This window comes from Vibrio sp. 10N.247.311.47, from assembly GCF_041467535.1.
GTDB classification, from domain to species: Bacteria; Pseudomonadota; Gammaproteobacteria; order Enterobacterales; family Vibrionaceae; genus Vibrio; species Vibrio crassostreae_C.
The window spans coordinates 25,070-41,034 of record NZ_JBFSUR010000014.1; the positions used below are offsets into that span (position 1 = coordinate 25,070).

Sequence of the window (15,965 nt, forward strand, 5' to 3'; positions counted from 1 at the left end):
AGGTCAAAAAACGATCAATCTTTATTATGTATGATCAGACTTTATTGTAACTGATCAAACTTTATTGTCTTCCGACATCTATATCTTAGGTAAGCTGTCGATTACTCAACTGTTACCGCTTTCGCTAGGTTACGAGGTTGGTCAACGTCGGTACCTTTTATTAGTGCGACATGGTAAGACAGCAGCTGCATCGGTACTGTGTAGTAGATAGGCGCTGTTACTTCACTTACGTGAGGCATCTTGATGATCTTCATGTTCTCATCGCTTTCAAAGCCCGCATCTTCATCAGCGAATACGTAAAGTAGACCGCCACGAGCACGCACTTCTTCAACGTTCGATTTCAGCTTCTCTAGCAAGTCGTTGCTTGGTGCAATAACGACTACAGGCATATCTGCATCGATAAGAGCCAAAGGACCGTGCTTAAGCTCACCAGCTGCGTATGCTTCTGCGTGGATGTAAGAGATCTCTTTCAGTTTAAGAGACGCTTCCATCGCGATTGGGTAGAACTCACCACGACCCAAGAACAGTGTGTGATGCTTATCAGCAAAATCAGGTGCCAGTGCTTCAATTTCTTTATCGAACGCTAATGCTTTCTCGATATCAGCAGGCAGTTGGTGAAGTGCTTGAACGATTTCCGCTTCTTTTTCTTCATTGATACGACCTTGTAGACGACCAATTGACGTTACCATCATCAGCATCGCTGCTAGTTGAGTTGTGAAAGCTTTAGTAGAAGCAACACCGATCTCTGTTCCTGCGCGAGTCATGAAGGCAAAATCAGATTCACGAACCAGTGAAGAACCCGCAACGTTACAGATAGTCATTGCAGACATATAACCCTTCTCTTTTGCAAGACGAAGTGCAGCAAGCGTATCCGCCGTTTCACCAGATTGAGACAGAGTCACCAATAGGCTGTTTGGACGAACAACGAAATCACGGTAACGGAATTCAGAAGCAATCTCTACGTCACAGCTTACGCCAGCTAGAGATTCAAACCAGTAACGCGCTGCCATGCCTGAGTTGTAAGACGTACCACATGCGATGATCTGCACGTGTTCAACCTTGCTTAGGATCTCTTCAGCTTTAACGCCGATCGCGTTAGTGATAACCGAAGTGTCAGAGATACGGCCTTCCATTGTATTGATCAGCGCTGTTGGCTGCTCGAAGATCTCTTTCTGCATGAAGTGGCGGTATTGACCTTTGTCACCTGCGTCGTGTTCAGCGTTTGACTCAACGATTTCACGCTCAACACGCTCACCCGCTACATCAAATACCGTAACATCACGACGAGTTACCTCAGCAACATCACCTTCTTCTAGGTACATGAAGCGACGAGTTACGCTCAGTAGCGCCAGTTGATCAGAAGCAAGGAAGTTCTCGCCGACACCAAAACCGATAACGATCGGGCTACCAGAACGAGCTACAACGATACGGCTAGGATCTTTACGATCAACCGCAACCGTGCCGTACGCACCGTCTAATTGTTTTGCTGTTTTCTGTAGCGCTTCAACCAAAGAAGCTGAAGTGCGAAGTTCCCACTCAACTAAGTGAGCAATAACTTCTGTATCCGTTTGTGAAGTAAATACGTAACCACGCTCTTGCAGCATAGCGCGCAGTGCTTCGTGGTTTTCGATAATGCCATTGTGTACAACGGCAATATCACCAGACATGTGTGGGTGTGCGTTCGCTTCAGACGGCTCACCGTGTGTCGCCCAACGTGTATGAGCGATACCTGTACCACCAATCACTTGTTGCTCTTCTACTGCGTCAGCTAGCTCTTGTACTTTACCTAGACGGCGTACACGAGTTAGGTTAGATTCAGTATCGACTACAGCGACACCAGCTGAATCGTAGCCACGGTATTCTAGACGACGAAGGCCTTCTACTAAAATTTCAGCTACATCACGCTGTGCTACTGCACCAACAATTCCACACATAGTTTCACTCCATCAATTTTGTTTTATTCCTATTGGCAGCAAGCAAAGGCCAAATCTTCATTAAGATCAATTATAGGAAGGTAAATGCATAATACTTAAATTTGTTTTTACGCTGGATCGGTCAGGATCACTCGAACATCATGTGATTCGATACTTGCTTTGGATTCTTCGCCTAAGTCTGTATCGGTAATTAAGATGTCAATGTGTTCCCATGCCAGCTCTAAGTTCGGGATCTTTCGTCCCACCTTTTCCGACTCAACCATCACGATCACTTCTCGTGACACTTCAGCCATTACTTTGCTCAGGCCAACCAGTTCGTTAAACGTGGTTGTGCCTCTATCGAGGTCGATACCATCAGCCCCAATAAATAGTTGGTCAAAATCGTAAGCACGAAGTACCGACTCTGCAACTTTGCCTTGGAAAGAGTCCGAATGGGTATCCCAAGTGCCGCCAGTCATTAATAACGTCGGCTCGCTTTCAAGCTCATTAAGCGCATTAGCAACGTGCAATGAGTTGGTCATAACAACCAAGCCACGCTTAGCATTAAGCTGCTGAATTAGAGCACCGGTCGTACTGCCACTATCGATCACGATGCGGTTATGGTCGCGAATTAAATCTGCAGCGGCTTTTGCCAATGAAATCTTTCGAGTCGAAACTTGTTGACCCAGTTCTTCGTTGACAACCTCTTTCGGTAACGAAATCGCACCACCATAACGGCGTAAAAGCTGACCGTTTTTCTCTAAAGACGCCAAGTCCTTTCTAATAGTGACTTCTGAGGTTTCGAACTTAGCGGATAATTCATCAACACTAACCTCCCCTTTTTCATTCACTAGGTTAGAAATTGCATGTCTTCTGAGCTGGGTGTTTCGTTTCGACATTTAAAAAAGGCCATTAAGTTTCGATATGAAACATATTATAGTTACAACGAAACTATTTAGTCCATTTATTTTGATCCAAAAAATTAATAAATAGCGATAAAACCTTGTCCTAAGACAATTGTTAAGCAGTGATATTGAACTCATTAGGTGGTAGAATCCGCACCCGAAAAGAAAAAAAATTACAAAACTGACTGTTATTTTTTTGCAACTTACCCCCTATATAGTGGGGTAAGTCACAGAAAACCGATATTGAATCAAAATCTTTTAGTCATAAAATGACTAAAATTGATGAAAGACTTACAACTCTGAAGGACATATTGGAAGTCCCGCGCTTTTACACAACAGGCACAAAATGTTGATGTAGCGGACCAATCTTCAGAACTTAAATAAATTTCAAATTGTAACAATACTTACCGGAGAGTACCTTCCATGAAAAAGACCAAAATCGTATGTACGATTGGCCCTAAAACTGAATCTGTAGAGAAGCTAACTGAACTAGTAGATGCTGGCATGAACGTTATGCGTCTTAACTTCTCTCACGGTGATTTCGCAGAGCACGGCACTCGTATCGCGAACTTCCGTAAAGTAATGGAAAACAAAGGTGAGCAACTTGCTATCCTTCTAGATACTAAAGGTCCAGAAATCCGTACTATCAAACTTGAAGATGGTAACGACGTAGATCTAGTAGCTGGTCAAGAGTTCACTTTCACAACTGACGCAACAGTTGTTGGTAACAAAGACGTAGTAGCAGTAACTTACCTAGGTTTCGCTAAAGACCTAACAGCAGGTAACACTATCCTTGTTGATGACGGCCTAATCGAAATGGAAGTTATCGCAACAACAGAAACTGAAGTTAAGTGTAAAGTTCTTAACAACGGTGCTCTAGGCGAAAACAAAGGTGTTAACCTTCCTGGCGTTTCTGTTCAACTTCCTGCTCTTTCTGAGAAAGACAAAGCTGACCTTAAGTTTGGTTGTGAGCAAGGCGTAGATTTCGTTGCTGCTTCTTTCATCCGTAAAGAAGAAGACGTTAAAGAAATCCGTGAGCTTCTAAACGCTAACGGCGGCGAGAACATCCACATCATTTCTAAGATTGAAAACCAAGAAGGTGTAGATAACTTCGATTCAATCCTTGAAGCTTCTGACGGCATCATGGTTGCTCGTGGTGACCTAGGTGTTGAAATCCCAGCTGAAGAAGTAATCTTCGCTCAGAAGATGATGATCGAGAAGTGTAACCGTGCACGTAAGATGGTTATCACTGCAACTCAAATGCTTGACTCTATGATCAGCAACCCACGTCCAACTCGTGCTGAAGCGGGTGACGTTGCGAACGCAATCATGGATGGTACTGATGCAGTAATGCTTTCTGGTGAAACTGCTAAAGGTAAGTACCCAGTTGAAGCTGTTACTATCATGGCTCAAATCGCGAACCGTACTGATTCAGCTCTTAAAGCTGAGCTAGGTTCTCGTCTAGACAGCCCACGTCTACGCATCACTGAAGCAGTATGTAAAGGCGCCGTAGACACAGCAGAGAAGCTAGCTGCTCCTCTAATCGTTGTTGCAACTGAAGGCGGTAAATCTGCACGTTCAGTACGTAAGTACTTCCCAACTGCAAACATCCTAGCTCTAACAACTAACGAAAAGACAGCTGCACAGCTAGTTCTTACTAAAGGTGTTAAGCCAGTTCTTGTTGACTCTATCGAGAACACAGACGCGTTCTACATCAACGGTAAAGAAATCGCTCTACAATCTGGCCTAGGTAACAAAGGCGACATCGTAGTTATGGTTTCTGGTGCTCTAGTAGCTTCTGGTACTACAAACACGGCATCTGTTCACGTTCTATAAGAATGAACCGATTCGCATAAAATATAAAAGAGGGCTTCGGCCCTCTTTTTTTATGAAACAAAATCTTGCCTAACTTTTCAGTACGCTGTATTATCAATCACAATAGAACTACGTACTGTTAACCTCCAACTGACTCTTTCTAAGAGACGGATTAGCAGACTAGAAATCATATATAGATGAGGTTTGTAATGTCTAGTCCTACGCTCACTGACAAAGTATCAAAGATGATTCGCCAAGATATTCTTAATGGTGAGTTAACCCCAGGCCAAAAGCTTGTTGTTGCTGATCTAAAAGCACGCTACAACGTTGGCGCATCCCCTATTCGCGAAGCCTTGGTACAGTTATCTTGGAGCAAATACGTAAAGCTAGAGCCACAAAAAGGCTGCTGGGTATCTCCTGTATCAAAGAAAGAACTGAATGACCTATACGAAAGCCTTCGTGTTGTATCATCGGTTCTGCTTAAAAAAGCGATTGCAGCAGGTGATGAGAGCTGGGAACTGGATGTACTAACGTCTTACCATAAACTATCGCGAGTACAGTACGTATCTGAAGAGTTTGACTGTGTAGAATGGGAAGAGCGCCACCAGCAATTCCATGTCGCACTGCTTGAAGGTGCAGATTCAGAGAACATGTTTAAGTTCTTTGATGACCTAATTAACCAAGTGAAACGTTACCGCTTCCTCGCTATGTCTGCAGAAAGCGCATCAGATGATCTGTTCAATATTGATGAACACGAAATGATCATGAAACTAGTACTGTCTAAGAATGTAGAACAAGCGACTGAACTGCTTGATCAACACCTGCTAGGTTCAATGAAACGAATTGAAGAAGTTATCGAAGCGGCATAACGCTAAAGTAGCTTCTAACCAAATAAAAACGGAGCCCAGCGGCTCCGTTTTTTTGTTTCCAGTACCACGACTGAACTACCACCCAAAAAACTCTTTGTGATGAGTATTGAGCAGCACAACCATAGGTAAAAAATACAATGCACTAAGTTGAAAGCCAAGAATGGCTAATGTGCCTATGGTTAACCTCACTAAAAAATCGACAAACATACCACGCCTCTTTTAACCAGACTGTATGATCCCCAAACTATTGCTCCAGCTAACCTAATTCTACTGCTGCCTTTCAAGTTATTGATAAGGCAAGCTAACCAGCTGAATTAAGTTAACGGTGTCATCCTTTTACATCTGGTAAACACTCTATTTATTACATCGTTTAACACGATGTAATCTGAAGCAAAGTAGTTTACTTACTGTTAATTTTAGCTCAAATTTCCACCAACATTAGACTTTAGTCTAACTGTATAGATTTTGTGACACAGGTCGCTCAAAAGTGAGATTCCTAATAAAAAGAGGGAAAGGAGTCGGGGCGCGACTTGAAGAGGTGAAGCAAATAGAAGACAGGACTAGATAGAAGCGAACCTAAGCGACATCATCGTAGCTAGGACACATAGAGACCGTATTACGACCAGACGATTTAGATTCGTAAAGCGCAACATCGGCACACTTGTATGAGCGAGTACTGTTACTTGTTAAATCAGTAAAGCCAACACTCACCGTTACCTTAGTTCCGGCCGCTAGCTCAATCTCGATTCGTAAGCGATCCAATACGCGCTTTGCTTCTGGCAGTGAGGTGTGTGGCATCAAGAGTGCAAACTCTTCCCCTCCGACACGTGCAACAAAATCCGTCCCACGAAGACTGTCTTGCAGAAGCTTGGCGACACTTGCTATCACTCGGTCGCCTTCGTCATGACCAAGTTCGTCGTTGATTCGCTTGAAGTTATCGATGTCCACCAAGGCTAAGCAGGTGGTCGCTTCGATCGGGTAACGCTCAACTAAGCGAGAATAGTAGGCCAGCTGCTCTTCGAATTTTCGTCGGTTCCAGAGATTACTCAAAGAGTCACGTTCACTTAAAATCCTCAAACGTACCTCAAGCTCCTTCCTTACGGAAATATCAACCAACGAGGTGATGTAGTAACTGACTTTGCCTGAATTGTTTTTGACCGCATGCACTCGCATGATCGCAGTAAAAGGAATACGCAGCTTGTTCTTACACTGAACCTCCCCTTCCCATACTTCTTCTTGCTCTAAATGACTCCAAATAGCCGAGCTTGAGAGCACTTGGTCGGTATTCTCAAGCAGCAACTGCAATGCATTTTGACCGATCACCTGTTTTTTGCAGTACCCAGTCATGTTCTCAAATTCGTTGTTGATCATCATTGTGCGGTGCTGCTTGTCAGAGATCATCACTGCCGACATACCATTCAATGCGGCTCGTGCCAATTTACTCTCTAGGCTTCGGCGTCGGCAGTGCGTCACCAGGTAAGCAAACGGGAAAGCGAATATCAGCACCGTAATCAGAACAATGATCTCTTCATGGGCCAAATCATCTAGATCACGCTCAGCCCGATCCATCAGTTGCTTTTGATTAAGTTGAATCAGTAAATGGACCTTTTGACTGTTCGCGAGCATAACCGTGTTAAAGGCAAACAAATTACCATCTTCAAAAACGTATCCCACCTGATCATTGGAGATCGCATCCCACGTCTTCGGCGCGATATTTTTCAGGTTATAGCCTTTTCTTTCAGGAATAGAGTCTCCGAACAACTTACCGCTGTTGTTACTCGCGATGAAGTAACCCGCGTCATTGAGAACTTCTGCTCTAAGATCGTTATCTGGTGAAAAGCTCAGACGCGACGATAAGCCCCATACATCAAGATTGATGACGAGGTAGCCTACTCTTTCGTCAGGGGTTTCTACTGGGGTAAAGACACGGATTACCGGCGAATAAGGGAAGGTGACTTCACCATGCTCAGTTTCAAGCTCAATACCCCAACCGCCAATCTGTTCGGCTTCTAGTTTTTGAGCGTATTGGAAGTAGTTAGAATCCGACCTATCTTGCAGCTGTTGAGGAAACGTCACTCTACCGGTATCAGAGGAATAGTTAACACGCACCAATTCTTTGCCAGTGACATCTAACAGATGGATTTGTGTATACCACTTCTGGTTCACGAGAACAGATTGCCAGACCTCTTCAAGTAGATGTTTGGTTTGGTCTGAGGGAGAGGAAGCAAAGTTAACCAAGCTCTGGCTATGACTGAGTAGCTCCATGACCGAGACTAACTGAGTCTTGAGAAGATCATAATCTCGCTTGGCATACACTAACTGATGAACGGCTTGCTTAGCTGAGTAGTCAAAGCTCTGCTGTTTTACTTCTTTGTAGCGCTGCAAATAATACAGACATACTGCAGAAGACAATATGATAGAGATAATCAGCAATGTAATTATTGATTTTTTATTTCGCATTGCTAACTCAGATGAATGGAAGTGCAGCGCGGGATTATAGCACTCTAAAAAATTAACAAAATAAAAGCCGCTTAAAAAAGCGGCTTTAAAGTTATTTTTTAAAGACTTATCGTCTAGGCTTTCAACGCACGTTCGCCTCGTGCGATGCCAACAACACCACTTCGAGCTACTTCAAGCACTTCCGTCACTTCAGACAGCGCCTGAATGAAGGCATCCAGTTTCTCGCTAGTACCCGCCATTTGAACCGTATATTGAGAAGCCGTAACATCAACGATCTGACCACGGAAGATATCCGCTGTGCGCTTCACTTCCGCACGAGCAAAGCCGCTCGCACGTACTTTTACCATCAACAGCTCACGTTCAATGTGTTCAAGTTCAGACACTTCTTGTACTTTAAGTACGTCGATTAGCTTATGCAGTTGTTTCTGAATCTGCTCAAGCTGCATTTCGCTCGAGTTAGTAGTGACGTTCAAACGAGACAGCGTCGGATCATCGGTTGGAGATACGTTCAAAGACTCGATGTTGTAGCCACGCTGAGAAAACAAGCCAACCACACGAGAAAGCGCACCAGGTTGGTTTTCCATTAGTAGTGAAATAATGTGTCTCATATTATGTTCTCTCCGTTTTGCTTAGCCACATGTTATCCATACCCTCGCCTTTGATCTGCATTGGGTATACGTGCTCGGTGTCATCCACACTAATATCGACAAATACCAAACGGTCTTTCATCGCCAGTGCTTTTTCCAAACCTGATTCCAATTCATCCGGAGATGAAATGCGCATACCAACGTGGCCATAAGCCTCAGCGATAGCAGCAAAATCAGGAACAGAGTCCATATATGAGTTAGAGTAACGGCCTTGATAAACAATGTCTTGCCACTGTTTTACCATGCCTAGGAAACGGTTGTTAAGGTTAATAATCTTAACCGGGATATTGTATTGCAGCGCAGTCGACAGCTCTTGGATATTCATTTGAATACTGCCGTCACCGGTTACCACAACCACCTCTTCATCTGGCTTAGCAAACTTAACGCCCATACCAGCAGGCAGGCCAAAGCCCATCGTGCCTAGACCACCAGAGTTAATCCAACGACGTGGCTTGTTAAACGGGTAGTATAAAGCAGCAAACATTTGGTGTTGACCTACGTCAGAAGCAACATAGGCATCGCCATTGGTTACTTTATGCAGTGTTTCAATTACTTGCTGTGGTTTGATGCGCTCAGACGATTTCTCGTAAGCTAGGCAGTCACGCTCTTGCCACTGCTTGATTTCACTCCACCAGCTTTCAATCGCTTCTGCATCGTTAGTGCCGCCTTGCTCAACGAGCAAGTTCACCATGCTCTCTAGAACCTTTTCAGCAGAACCTACAATCGGTAGATCCACTTTTACGTTCTTAGAGATCGAAGATGGGTCGATATCAATGTGCATGATCTTCGCATCAGGGCAGTACTTATCTAGGTTATTAGTCGTTCGATCATCGAAACGTACGCCAATACCAAAGATCAAATCCGCATTGTGCATCGCCATATTGGCTTCATATAAACCATGCATGCCTAACATACCCAAAGAGTTCTTATGGGTGCCAGGGAAAGCGCCAAGCCCCATTAGGGTGCTTACCACAGGTAAATTCAGTGCCTCTGCTAATTTTAACAGCGGCTTATCTGCCTCAGAAATAACCGCACCACCACCGACATAAAGTACCGGCTTCTTCGCTTCAAGAAGGGCTTTTAGCGCCTTTTTGATCTGACCTTTATGACCCGTAACCGTTGGGTTATACGAACGCATTTTGAGCGTTTCTGGGTATTCATAAGGAAGCTTGATTTGTGGGTTTAAGATATCTTTCGGCAGATCAATAACCACAGGACCGGGACGCCCTGTCGTTGAAATATAGAATGCTTTTTTAACGACTTCAGGGATATCTTCCGCTTTCTTAACTAAGAAGCTGTGTTTAACGATCGGGCGTGATACACCCACGATGTCACACTCTTGGAAGGCGTCATTACCAATGAGGTTATTTGGTACGTTACCAGAAATAACAATCATTGGGATTGAGTCCATGTAGGCGGTTGCAATACCAGTAACGGTATTGGTCGCACCTGGACCAGAACACACAAGTACTACACCCGGTTTACCGGTAGAACGAGTATAGCCATCTGCCATGTGGGTAGCGGCTTGTTCGTGTCGCACTAATACGTGTTTAATTTCAGCAGTTTTAGCATGCAACGCATCGTAGATATCAAGTACAGAACCACCTGGGTAACCAAAGATTTGTTCTACACCCTCTTCAATTAGAGACTGCACCACCATCTCAGCGCCGGATAACATTTCAGCGCCGGATGACATGGCTGTTTCAGGTTTTGTTGTCATATTGCTCTCCTCACCAGTTTCCAATCATATTTGGTGAACATGTTGGGCTGGTTTTTCATAGTCTAGGGCTTATTCGTAGCCTAATTCGAAATACTTCCACTTTTTCGGCTATGGCTGTCTGTCGTGATAACAACAAACAGTAATACGAAACAACTTTAACGCTTTATTATCATCTGGTCTAACACCTGTTATTCGGCAACTGTGCCAAAAAACCAACTATTAGCTCAAAGCATTAAATAAAACCCAACTCAGCCCCCCACGCCAGGTTTAAACACTAGTTAGAAAACAAAAAAAAGCACTTAATATTTTAATAGATCGCTATTTATCGATAAACCGCGAGCTTGCTGGTGTGCGCTTTCGCACATTGTGCTGTGTCATTAGATACAAAAAATCCCCCTAAAAATGCAATCACATTCGTAGGGGGATTTTTAAACAACTGAAAATTTATCTAAGCAGAAAACTACTTATCTTTAGGCTTTTCGTTGTACATTTCTTCGATTTCGTCTTGATACTTATCGTTGATAACTTTACGACGCAATTTTTGAGTTGGTGTCAGTTCACCATCATCCATAGAGAATGCTTTTGGTAGCAGTTTGAATTTCTTTACTTGCTCAAACTTAGCCAGTTCTTGCTGTAGGTCATTCACACGCTTTTCTAGCATCTCGACGATTTGGTGATGCTTAACCAGCTCAACGCGATCGTGATACTTGATGTTCAGTTCTTTTGCATACTCTTCTAGCGAGTCATAACAAGGAACAATCAGCGCAGAAACGAATTTGCGTGTATCAGCGATAACAGCAATCTGTTCGATAAAGTGATCTTTACCAATCGCGCCTTCAACCACTTGCGGGGCAATATACTTACCACCAGAGGTTTTCATCAGCTCTTTGATACGATCAGTAATGAACAGGTTACCATTTTCATCAAAATGACCCGCATCACCGGTTTTCAAGAAACCGTGCTCATCGAATGTCTTTGCGGTCTCTTCTGGCATCTTGTAGTAACCGCGCATCACCATTGGACCGCGAACAAGAATCTCGTCCTTAGCACCAATCTTAACTTCTGCGCCCGGCATCGACATACCGATAGAATCAGGGTTAAAGCAGCGGTCATCCCAGCAAGACACCGTTGCTGTGGTTTCTGTCATGCCGTAGCCAAGTTTTACGTTGATACCGATAGCATGGAAGAAGCGACCGATGGTTTCATCTAACTTAGCTCCACCACAAGGCATGAAGTTGATGTTACCGCCGAGTAGAGCGCGCAGTTTAGATAGCACAAGCTTATCAGCTAGCGCATGGCTCTTCTTCAGCATCAACGATGGAGTACGACCTTCTTGGTGACAAACTGAAAGCTTTGCTCCCATGTTCACCGCCCAAGTAAATAGCACTTTACGAATAAATGGTGCTTTAGATACCTTCTCGTGAATCGCAGAGAAGATCTTCTCGTAGAAGCGTGGAACCGCACACATTACAGTAGGTTTCACATCACTTAGCGCATCACGCACTTGCATCGTATCTTGCAGGTAGCAGTTGGTTGCGCCTTTATAAAGAACGTAGAACGTCCAAGCACGCTCAAATACGTGTGATAACGGTAGGAAACACAATGAGACATCGTCTTTGCTCAGGCTAAGGCGCTCATCGTGGCCTTCTAACTGGTAGCCAATGTTGGTGTAATCAAGCATTACGCCTTTTGGCTGACCTGTGGTACCAGAGGTATAGATAAGAGTCAGCAGGTCGTCCATGCTTGCATCAGCAAGACGCACGTCAAGTTCAGCTTGTTGTGCTTCAACGCCACGCGCCATGAAGTCATTCCAAGATACGGCAAAGCTGTGTCCTTGCAGGTCGATGTCATCAGACATAGCCACAACAACTTCTAGCTGCTCGCACTCTTCAAACAGGCTAACCGCCGCATCGAATTGAACTTGCTCACCAACGAATAAGATCTTCACATCTGCATTTTGGATGATGTAAGAAGACTGTGCTGCTGTATTCGTTGGATAAATCGGCACAGTCACAAGGCGTGCTTGTAACGATGCAAAATCTGCCACGGTCCATTGAGGCATATTGTTCGAATAGATACCGATCTTATCCTGAACTCTCAGTCCTTGAGCCAACAGTGCTAATGAAAGCGTATCGATTTGTTGTCCAAACTGCTGCCAGCTAATACCTTGCCATACATTATCTACTTTGTGCTTCAAAGCTGTACGGTTGCCGCCTTGGGCAATTTGGTCACGAAGTCTTTTTACGATATGAAAATCTAAATTGGCCATCTCTTTACCTTTGGCTTACACCTGTAAGCTTTTTTGAGCGCACAAGTGTACCTCTGATCATGGAAAAGGCAACTGATGAAGCTCAAAGTTATAAGTAATAGTACGTATCACGCTAAGTTTTCTATCAACAAAAATAGCAGGTACAAAAAAGCCCCAAGCCAGACTCCCAGCTTAGGGCTTATAAATCATAGAGTTTAGTGCTTAGTTAAGCGCCACTACTTCGCCACAGATCATCATTAACTGATCTCGTAACCAAATGTGTCCTTTATCCTTTTCACTTGATTCGTGCCAGCTTAGGAAGCCAGAAATCGCCGAATTATCGAATGGGAAATCTAGAATCTGAAGCTGCTCTTTGTTTGCTGCATGTTCTACCATCCAACGAGGAGCAATTGTTACTAGTTCAGACTGGCCTACAACGTAAAGAACGTTGCTCAAGCTCGTACCTTCGTAGAAAGGCGTGCAATCTAGGTCACGGTAAGCTTGCTCAGAGAAGCTACGTTGACCGTGGATACGAGACAATTTCGCGTGCTTTTCGTTAAGCAGCTCTGCCGCTGTTACTTCACCGTTAATGCGTGGGTGAGAAGCAGAAGCGACAACAACCAACTCATCTTGGAAGATTTCAGTGCTTGAGAAACCTTGCTCATCAAAGCGAGCGTAATCGATCACGAAGTCGATTTCTTGGTAGCGCATACGCTCAGAAAGCTGACGATCGAACTCAGCGTCCATGTGCAGTTTAACGCTTGGTGCTTGCTCGTTAATTGTCGACATAATCTTAGGTGCAAAACGCATGTCACAAGGGCTGCAAATCGCAAGTTTGAACAGGCGAGAAGACGACTCTGGAGAGAACACAGAACTTGGTAGTTCGTTGCGTACTAACTGTAGCGCTTGGCGGATAGGACCAAACAACTGACGTGCACGTTGAGTCGGTTGAATACCACGACCTTGACGCATGAATAGTTCGTCGTTGAACATCACTTTTAGACGAGCAACAGCGTTACTTACAGCAGGCTGAGACATACCCAGATTGTGAGCTGCACGTGTAATGTTTTGCTCTTGCATAACTGCATCAAATACAGTCAAAAGATTTAAGTCGACTCCACGAAGTGTGCTTTCCATTCTGTAGCTTGCAATAGCACTCATTGCGTCTTTCTTATCTAACATTCAAGTTGCCTCTTGTCGGTTCGACAGCGTTAAATTGGTAATGGTATGAGAATAGATAACCACTAATTCTTATATTTATCAGACCGATGTTTTTCGGATTGACATTACTATTAACCAATGCATCTCGAGCTACCAACAAGATTGATAAAGAATAATTTTATTTTACCTTAATTATTAAATAACATCTAAAAATCAATTATTTATAGAGTTATAAAAAAACATAAAATGCGTCACTTATGAGTTTAATTTCGACTTATTTAGCTGTTCTATCGTTTGGTTACATTTGTTACAATTTATTGAACTCGTGAATTGTTCAACTGGTCAATTCAGAAATAGCACTTATGAGTTAGGTGAGCGATGCATAACTTGGAAAGTCGACCTTGTCCCAAAGTTGCTTTCTTAAATCATCTTGATTAGACCAATTCCCTGCTAATACCCACTCAACGAGTGCACTTGCCACGTCTGGATAGGTGACCACTTCGGCCTGTTTTACACTGAGCCAAGCGCGCAAGATAGCCGCATCTAAAAAGGTCATGGTTTGAGCTAACCCAAGGGCCTCTAGCGTCGCCACATTGCTCTGTTGTTCGAACTGCCCTTCGAGTGGTTTGAGAAGCAATTTCTTCCCTAAGGTTAAGGCTTCCGATGGCAATTCAAAGCCGCCATTTGCGACCACACCAGAGCACTGATTGAGGTCGAATTGGAAGCCAGCATGACTCAGTGGTTTGAACTCAATATTTTCGACTCGGCTATGCTCAATCACATCCGGGTGGTAACAGACAAAGTTTTGCGAAATGAACTTCATCAGCAGCTCTGAGATCGACTCAAGATCCTCAAATGGCAAATAGACCAACGTAAAGTCTTGTGCTGTTTTGGTTTGTTGCTCACCAACCAGCGTGTGAACGATAGGCGGCAAAATCGGCTGTTCAAAGTGATACCAGTGCAAGCCAATAGAGTGCTCGGTTGGGGCGAAATGTTGAATCACTGAATGTTCAATCCAGTTGCCCCCTTCTTTGGGTACATCATAACGAAACGCATTCTGGTGGCTTATCCCAATGCATGGCACACCTTGTCTCTTAGCCGCCCATGCAGTGACAGGCTCAAAATCATTAATCACTAAGTCATAAGGCGTAAGATCGATCTGGTTAATCTCACGGAGAAATCGCCAGATGTTGTTCTTCATGAATGTTTTGCCGTATTTAACCTGCCCCTGCTCGCTGTAAAAAGTTAAGCCGCTGCGGGTCTGATAGTTGCCAAACGCTTCCATCGAAAAGTATTTGCTCTCATCTCGCCCAGAGAACAGAAAATCGACATCAATATTTTGTTGACGAAAAGCGACGGCCATTGCTCTCGCTCGAGCGATGTGCCCATTTCCTGTGCCTTGTACGCCATATAAAATTTTCATGCATGTTCCTTTAAATTTACCACTTAAGCTCGGCAGTGGTTGCCAACAAAATAATTACAGGATGAAGCTGATAGCTAGGCTGGTACAAGCGATGCCCAAGGCTGCGCCAATCAGTACGTCCGTTAAAAAGTGCACACCGAGCAGGATTCGAGAGCCTGCAATCGCAGTTGCCCACACCAAGCTAAAGAGGTACAAGCTCGGATAGAAATGCCCGATTAGGGTCGCCATAACAAAAGCAGCAGCGGAATGCCCTGAAGGCAGACTGTATTTATCGGATGGCACAATATGAGAGTGAAGTAGTGAAGAGAATTCAGCTGGTCGACGGCGCTTGAGGGTATTTTTAGCAAACCAGTAAATAGGCAGTTCGATTGCGAAGGCGGTTAAGCCCACCAAAAGAAAGTCTCGACCGGTGTTGCTATCGACCAGCAGTGCAATCAAGGCAATCAAAACATAAAGGTGTCCATCTCCAGTATGAGACACCGCTTTACTGAGCGTTGCATGTTGCCCGCCATAGCGGTTGTTTAAACAGAAAACAGAAAATGCCACATCCCAGCGGACAATAGGTTCGATAGTACGCATACAATCTCCTTAACAATCCTTATTCAGTTAAGGCTCAAGTTATGCTCAACAAATGACAGTTAAGTGACATTTTGAATGAACTAAAATGAAATTTCCCATGCTTGATAGGCTGGTCAATGGATCAAGTCAGGATGGCGATAGAAGCGACCGATAAAAATAAAGCGACCCAAGGCCGCTTTATTCTTCTATGTTTTTACTTCTTTATATAAGCAAGCAAACGCTACT

11 protein-coding genes are annotated in these 15,965 nt (G+C 44.0%); 2 read left to right on the forward strand and 9 right to left on the reverse strand.

The window, feature by feature from the left end; all coding sequences use genetic code 11:
- Positions 1-101 precede the first annotated feature (101 nt).
- Entirely contained in the window at positions 102-1,934 is a 1,833-nt protein-coding gene (gene glmS / locus AB6E51_RS11255) for a glutamine--fructose-6-phosphate transaminase (isomerizing) (protein WP_017061405.1), read from the reverse strand.
- Positions 1,935-2,041: 107 nt separating this feature from the next.
- Positions 2,042-2,812: a DeoR/GlpR family DNA-binding transcription regulator gene (locus AB6E51_RS11260; protein ID WP_017061404.1), complete on the reverse strand. Its 771-nt coding sequence runs from the start codon at positions 2,810-2,812 to the stop codon at positions 2,042-2,044.
- A 429-nt stretch (positions 2,813-3,241) separates the two neighbouring features.
- On the opposite strand from AB6E51_RS11260, the gene pykF reads away from it, so the two are divergent.
- Both pykF and AB6E51_RS11270 read left to right on the forward strand, forming a co-directional pair.
- Positions 3,242-4,654, forward strand: coding sequence for a pyruvate kinase PykF (gene pykF, locus AB6E51_RS11265; protein ID WP_017061403.1), 1,413 nt, complete (start codon positions 3,242-3,244; stop codon positions 4,652-4,654).
- Positions 4,655-4,830: 176 nt separating this feature from the next.
- On the forward strand, positions 4,831-5,502 hold the full coding sequence (locus AB6E51_RS11270; RefSeq protein ID WP_080582236.1) for a GntR family transcriptional regulator: 672 nt from the start codon (positions 4,831-4,833) through the stop codon (positions 5,500-5,502).
- 576 nt (positions 5,503-6,078) lie between these two features.
- Here AB6E51_RS11270 and AB6E51_RS11275 read toward each other — a convergent pair.
- The 7 genes from AB6E51_RS11275 to AB6E51_RS11305 all read right to left on the reverse strand — a co-directional run bounded on the left by AB6E51_RS11275 (position 6,079) and on the right by AB6E51_RS11305 (position 15,740).
- Positions 6,079-7,962 (reverse strand): diguanylate cyclase, encoded by a 1,884-nt coding sequence (locus AB6E51_RS11275; RefSeq protein WP_372058128.1) that lies wholly within the window; start codon positions 7,960-7,962, stop codon positions 6,079-6,081.
- 113 nt (positions 7,963-8,075) lie between these two features.
- Positions 8,076-8,570, reverse strand: a complete 495-nt coding sequence (gene ilvN, locus AB6E51_RS11280) for an acetolactate synthase small subunit (RefSeq protein WP_008219984.1) — start codon at positions 8,568-8,570, stop codon at positions 8,076-8,078.
- A 1-nt stretch (position 8,571) separates the two neighbouring features.
- Complete coding sequence (locus AB6E51_RS11285) at positions 8,572-10,329, reverse strand: acetolactate synthase 3 large subunit (protein WP_017062926.1); 1,758 nt, start codon at positions 10,327-10,329, stop codon at positions 8,572-8,574.
- A 460-nt stretch (positions 10,330-10,789) separates the two neighbouring features.
- Positions 10,790-12,598 carry a long-chain fatty acid--CoA ligase gene (locus tag AB6E51_RS11290; RefSeq protein WP_017066937.1) on the reverse strand — a complete coding sequence of 603 codons (1,809 nt, stop codon included), beginning with the start codon at positions 12,596-12,598 and terminating at the stop codon, positions 10,790-10,792.
- 201 nt (positions 12,599-12,799) lie between these two features.
- Positions 12,800-13,759 (reverse strand): transcriptional regulator LeuO, encoded by a 960-nt coding sequence (leuO, locus tag AB6E51_RS11295; RefSeq protein ID WP_372058127.1) that lies wholly within the window; start codon positions 13,757-13,759, stop codon positions 12,800-12,802.
- A gap of 346 nt (positions 13,760-14,105) precedes the next feature.
- Complete coding sequence (locus tag AB6E51_RS11300; protein ID WP_372058126.1) at positions 14,106-15,161, reverse strand: MJ1255/VC2487 family glycosyltransferase; 1,056 nt, start codon at positions 15,159-15,161, stop codon at positions 14,106-14,108.
- 54 nt (positions 15,162-15,215) lie between these two features.
- Positions 15,216-15,740 carry a phosphatase PAP2 family protein gene (locus AB6E51_RS11305; protein ID WP_017062930.1) on the reverse strand — a complete coding sequence of 175 codons (525 nt, stop codon included), beginning with the start codon at positions 15,738-15,740 and terminating at the stop codon, positions 15,216-15,218.
- Between the last annotated feature and the right edge of the window lie 225 nt (positions 15,741-15,965).

Excerpts from the sequence above, each read along its gene's own strand:
- pykF (WP_017061403.1), top strand. The coding sequence starts at position 3,242 with ATGAAAAAGACCAAAATCGTATGTACGATTGGCCCTAAAACTGAATCT.
- AB6E51_RS11305 (WP_017062930.1), bottom strand. The coding sequence starts at position 15,740 with ATGCGTACTATCGAACCTATTGTCCGCTGGGATGTGGCATTTTCTGTT.
- AB6E51_RS11275 (WP_372058128.1), bottom strand. The coding sequence starts at position 7,962 with ATGCGAAATAAAAAATCAATAATTACATTGCTGATTATCTCTATCATA.
- AB6E51_RS11290 (WP_017066937.1), bottom strand. The coding sequence starts at position 12,598 with ATGGCCAATTTAGATTTTCATATCGTAAAAAGACTTCGTGACCAAATT.
- AB6E51_RS11285 (WP_017062926.1), bottom strand. The coding sequence starts at position 10,329 with ATGACAACAAAACCTGAAACAGCCATGTCATCCGGCGCTGAAATGTTA.
- AB6E51_RS11300 (WP_372058126.1), bottom strand. The coding sequence starts at position 15,161 with ATGAAAATTTTATATGGCGTACAAGGCACAGGAAATGGGCACATCGCT.
- AB6E51_RS11260 (WP_017061404.1), bottom strand. The coding sequence starts at position 2,812 with ATGTCGAAACGAAACACCCAGCTCAGAAGACATGCAATTTCTAACCTA.
- ilvN (WP_008219984.1), bottom strand. The coding sequence starts at position 8,570 with ATGAGACACATTATTTCACTACTAATGGAAAACCAACCTGGTGCGCTT.
- glmS (WP_017061405.1), bottom strand. The coding sequence starts at position 1,934 with ATGTGTGGAATTGTTGGTGCAGTAGCACAGCGTGATGTAGCTGAAATT.
- leuO (WP_372058127.1), bottom strand. The coding sequence starts at position 13,759 with ATGTTAGATAAGAAAGACGCAATGAGTGCTATTGCAAGCTACAGAATG.
- AB6E51_RS11270 (WP_080582236.1), top strand. The coding sequence starts at position 4,831 with ATGAGGTTTGTAATGTCTAGTCCTACGCTCACTGACAAAGTATCAAAG.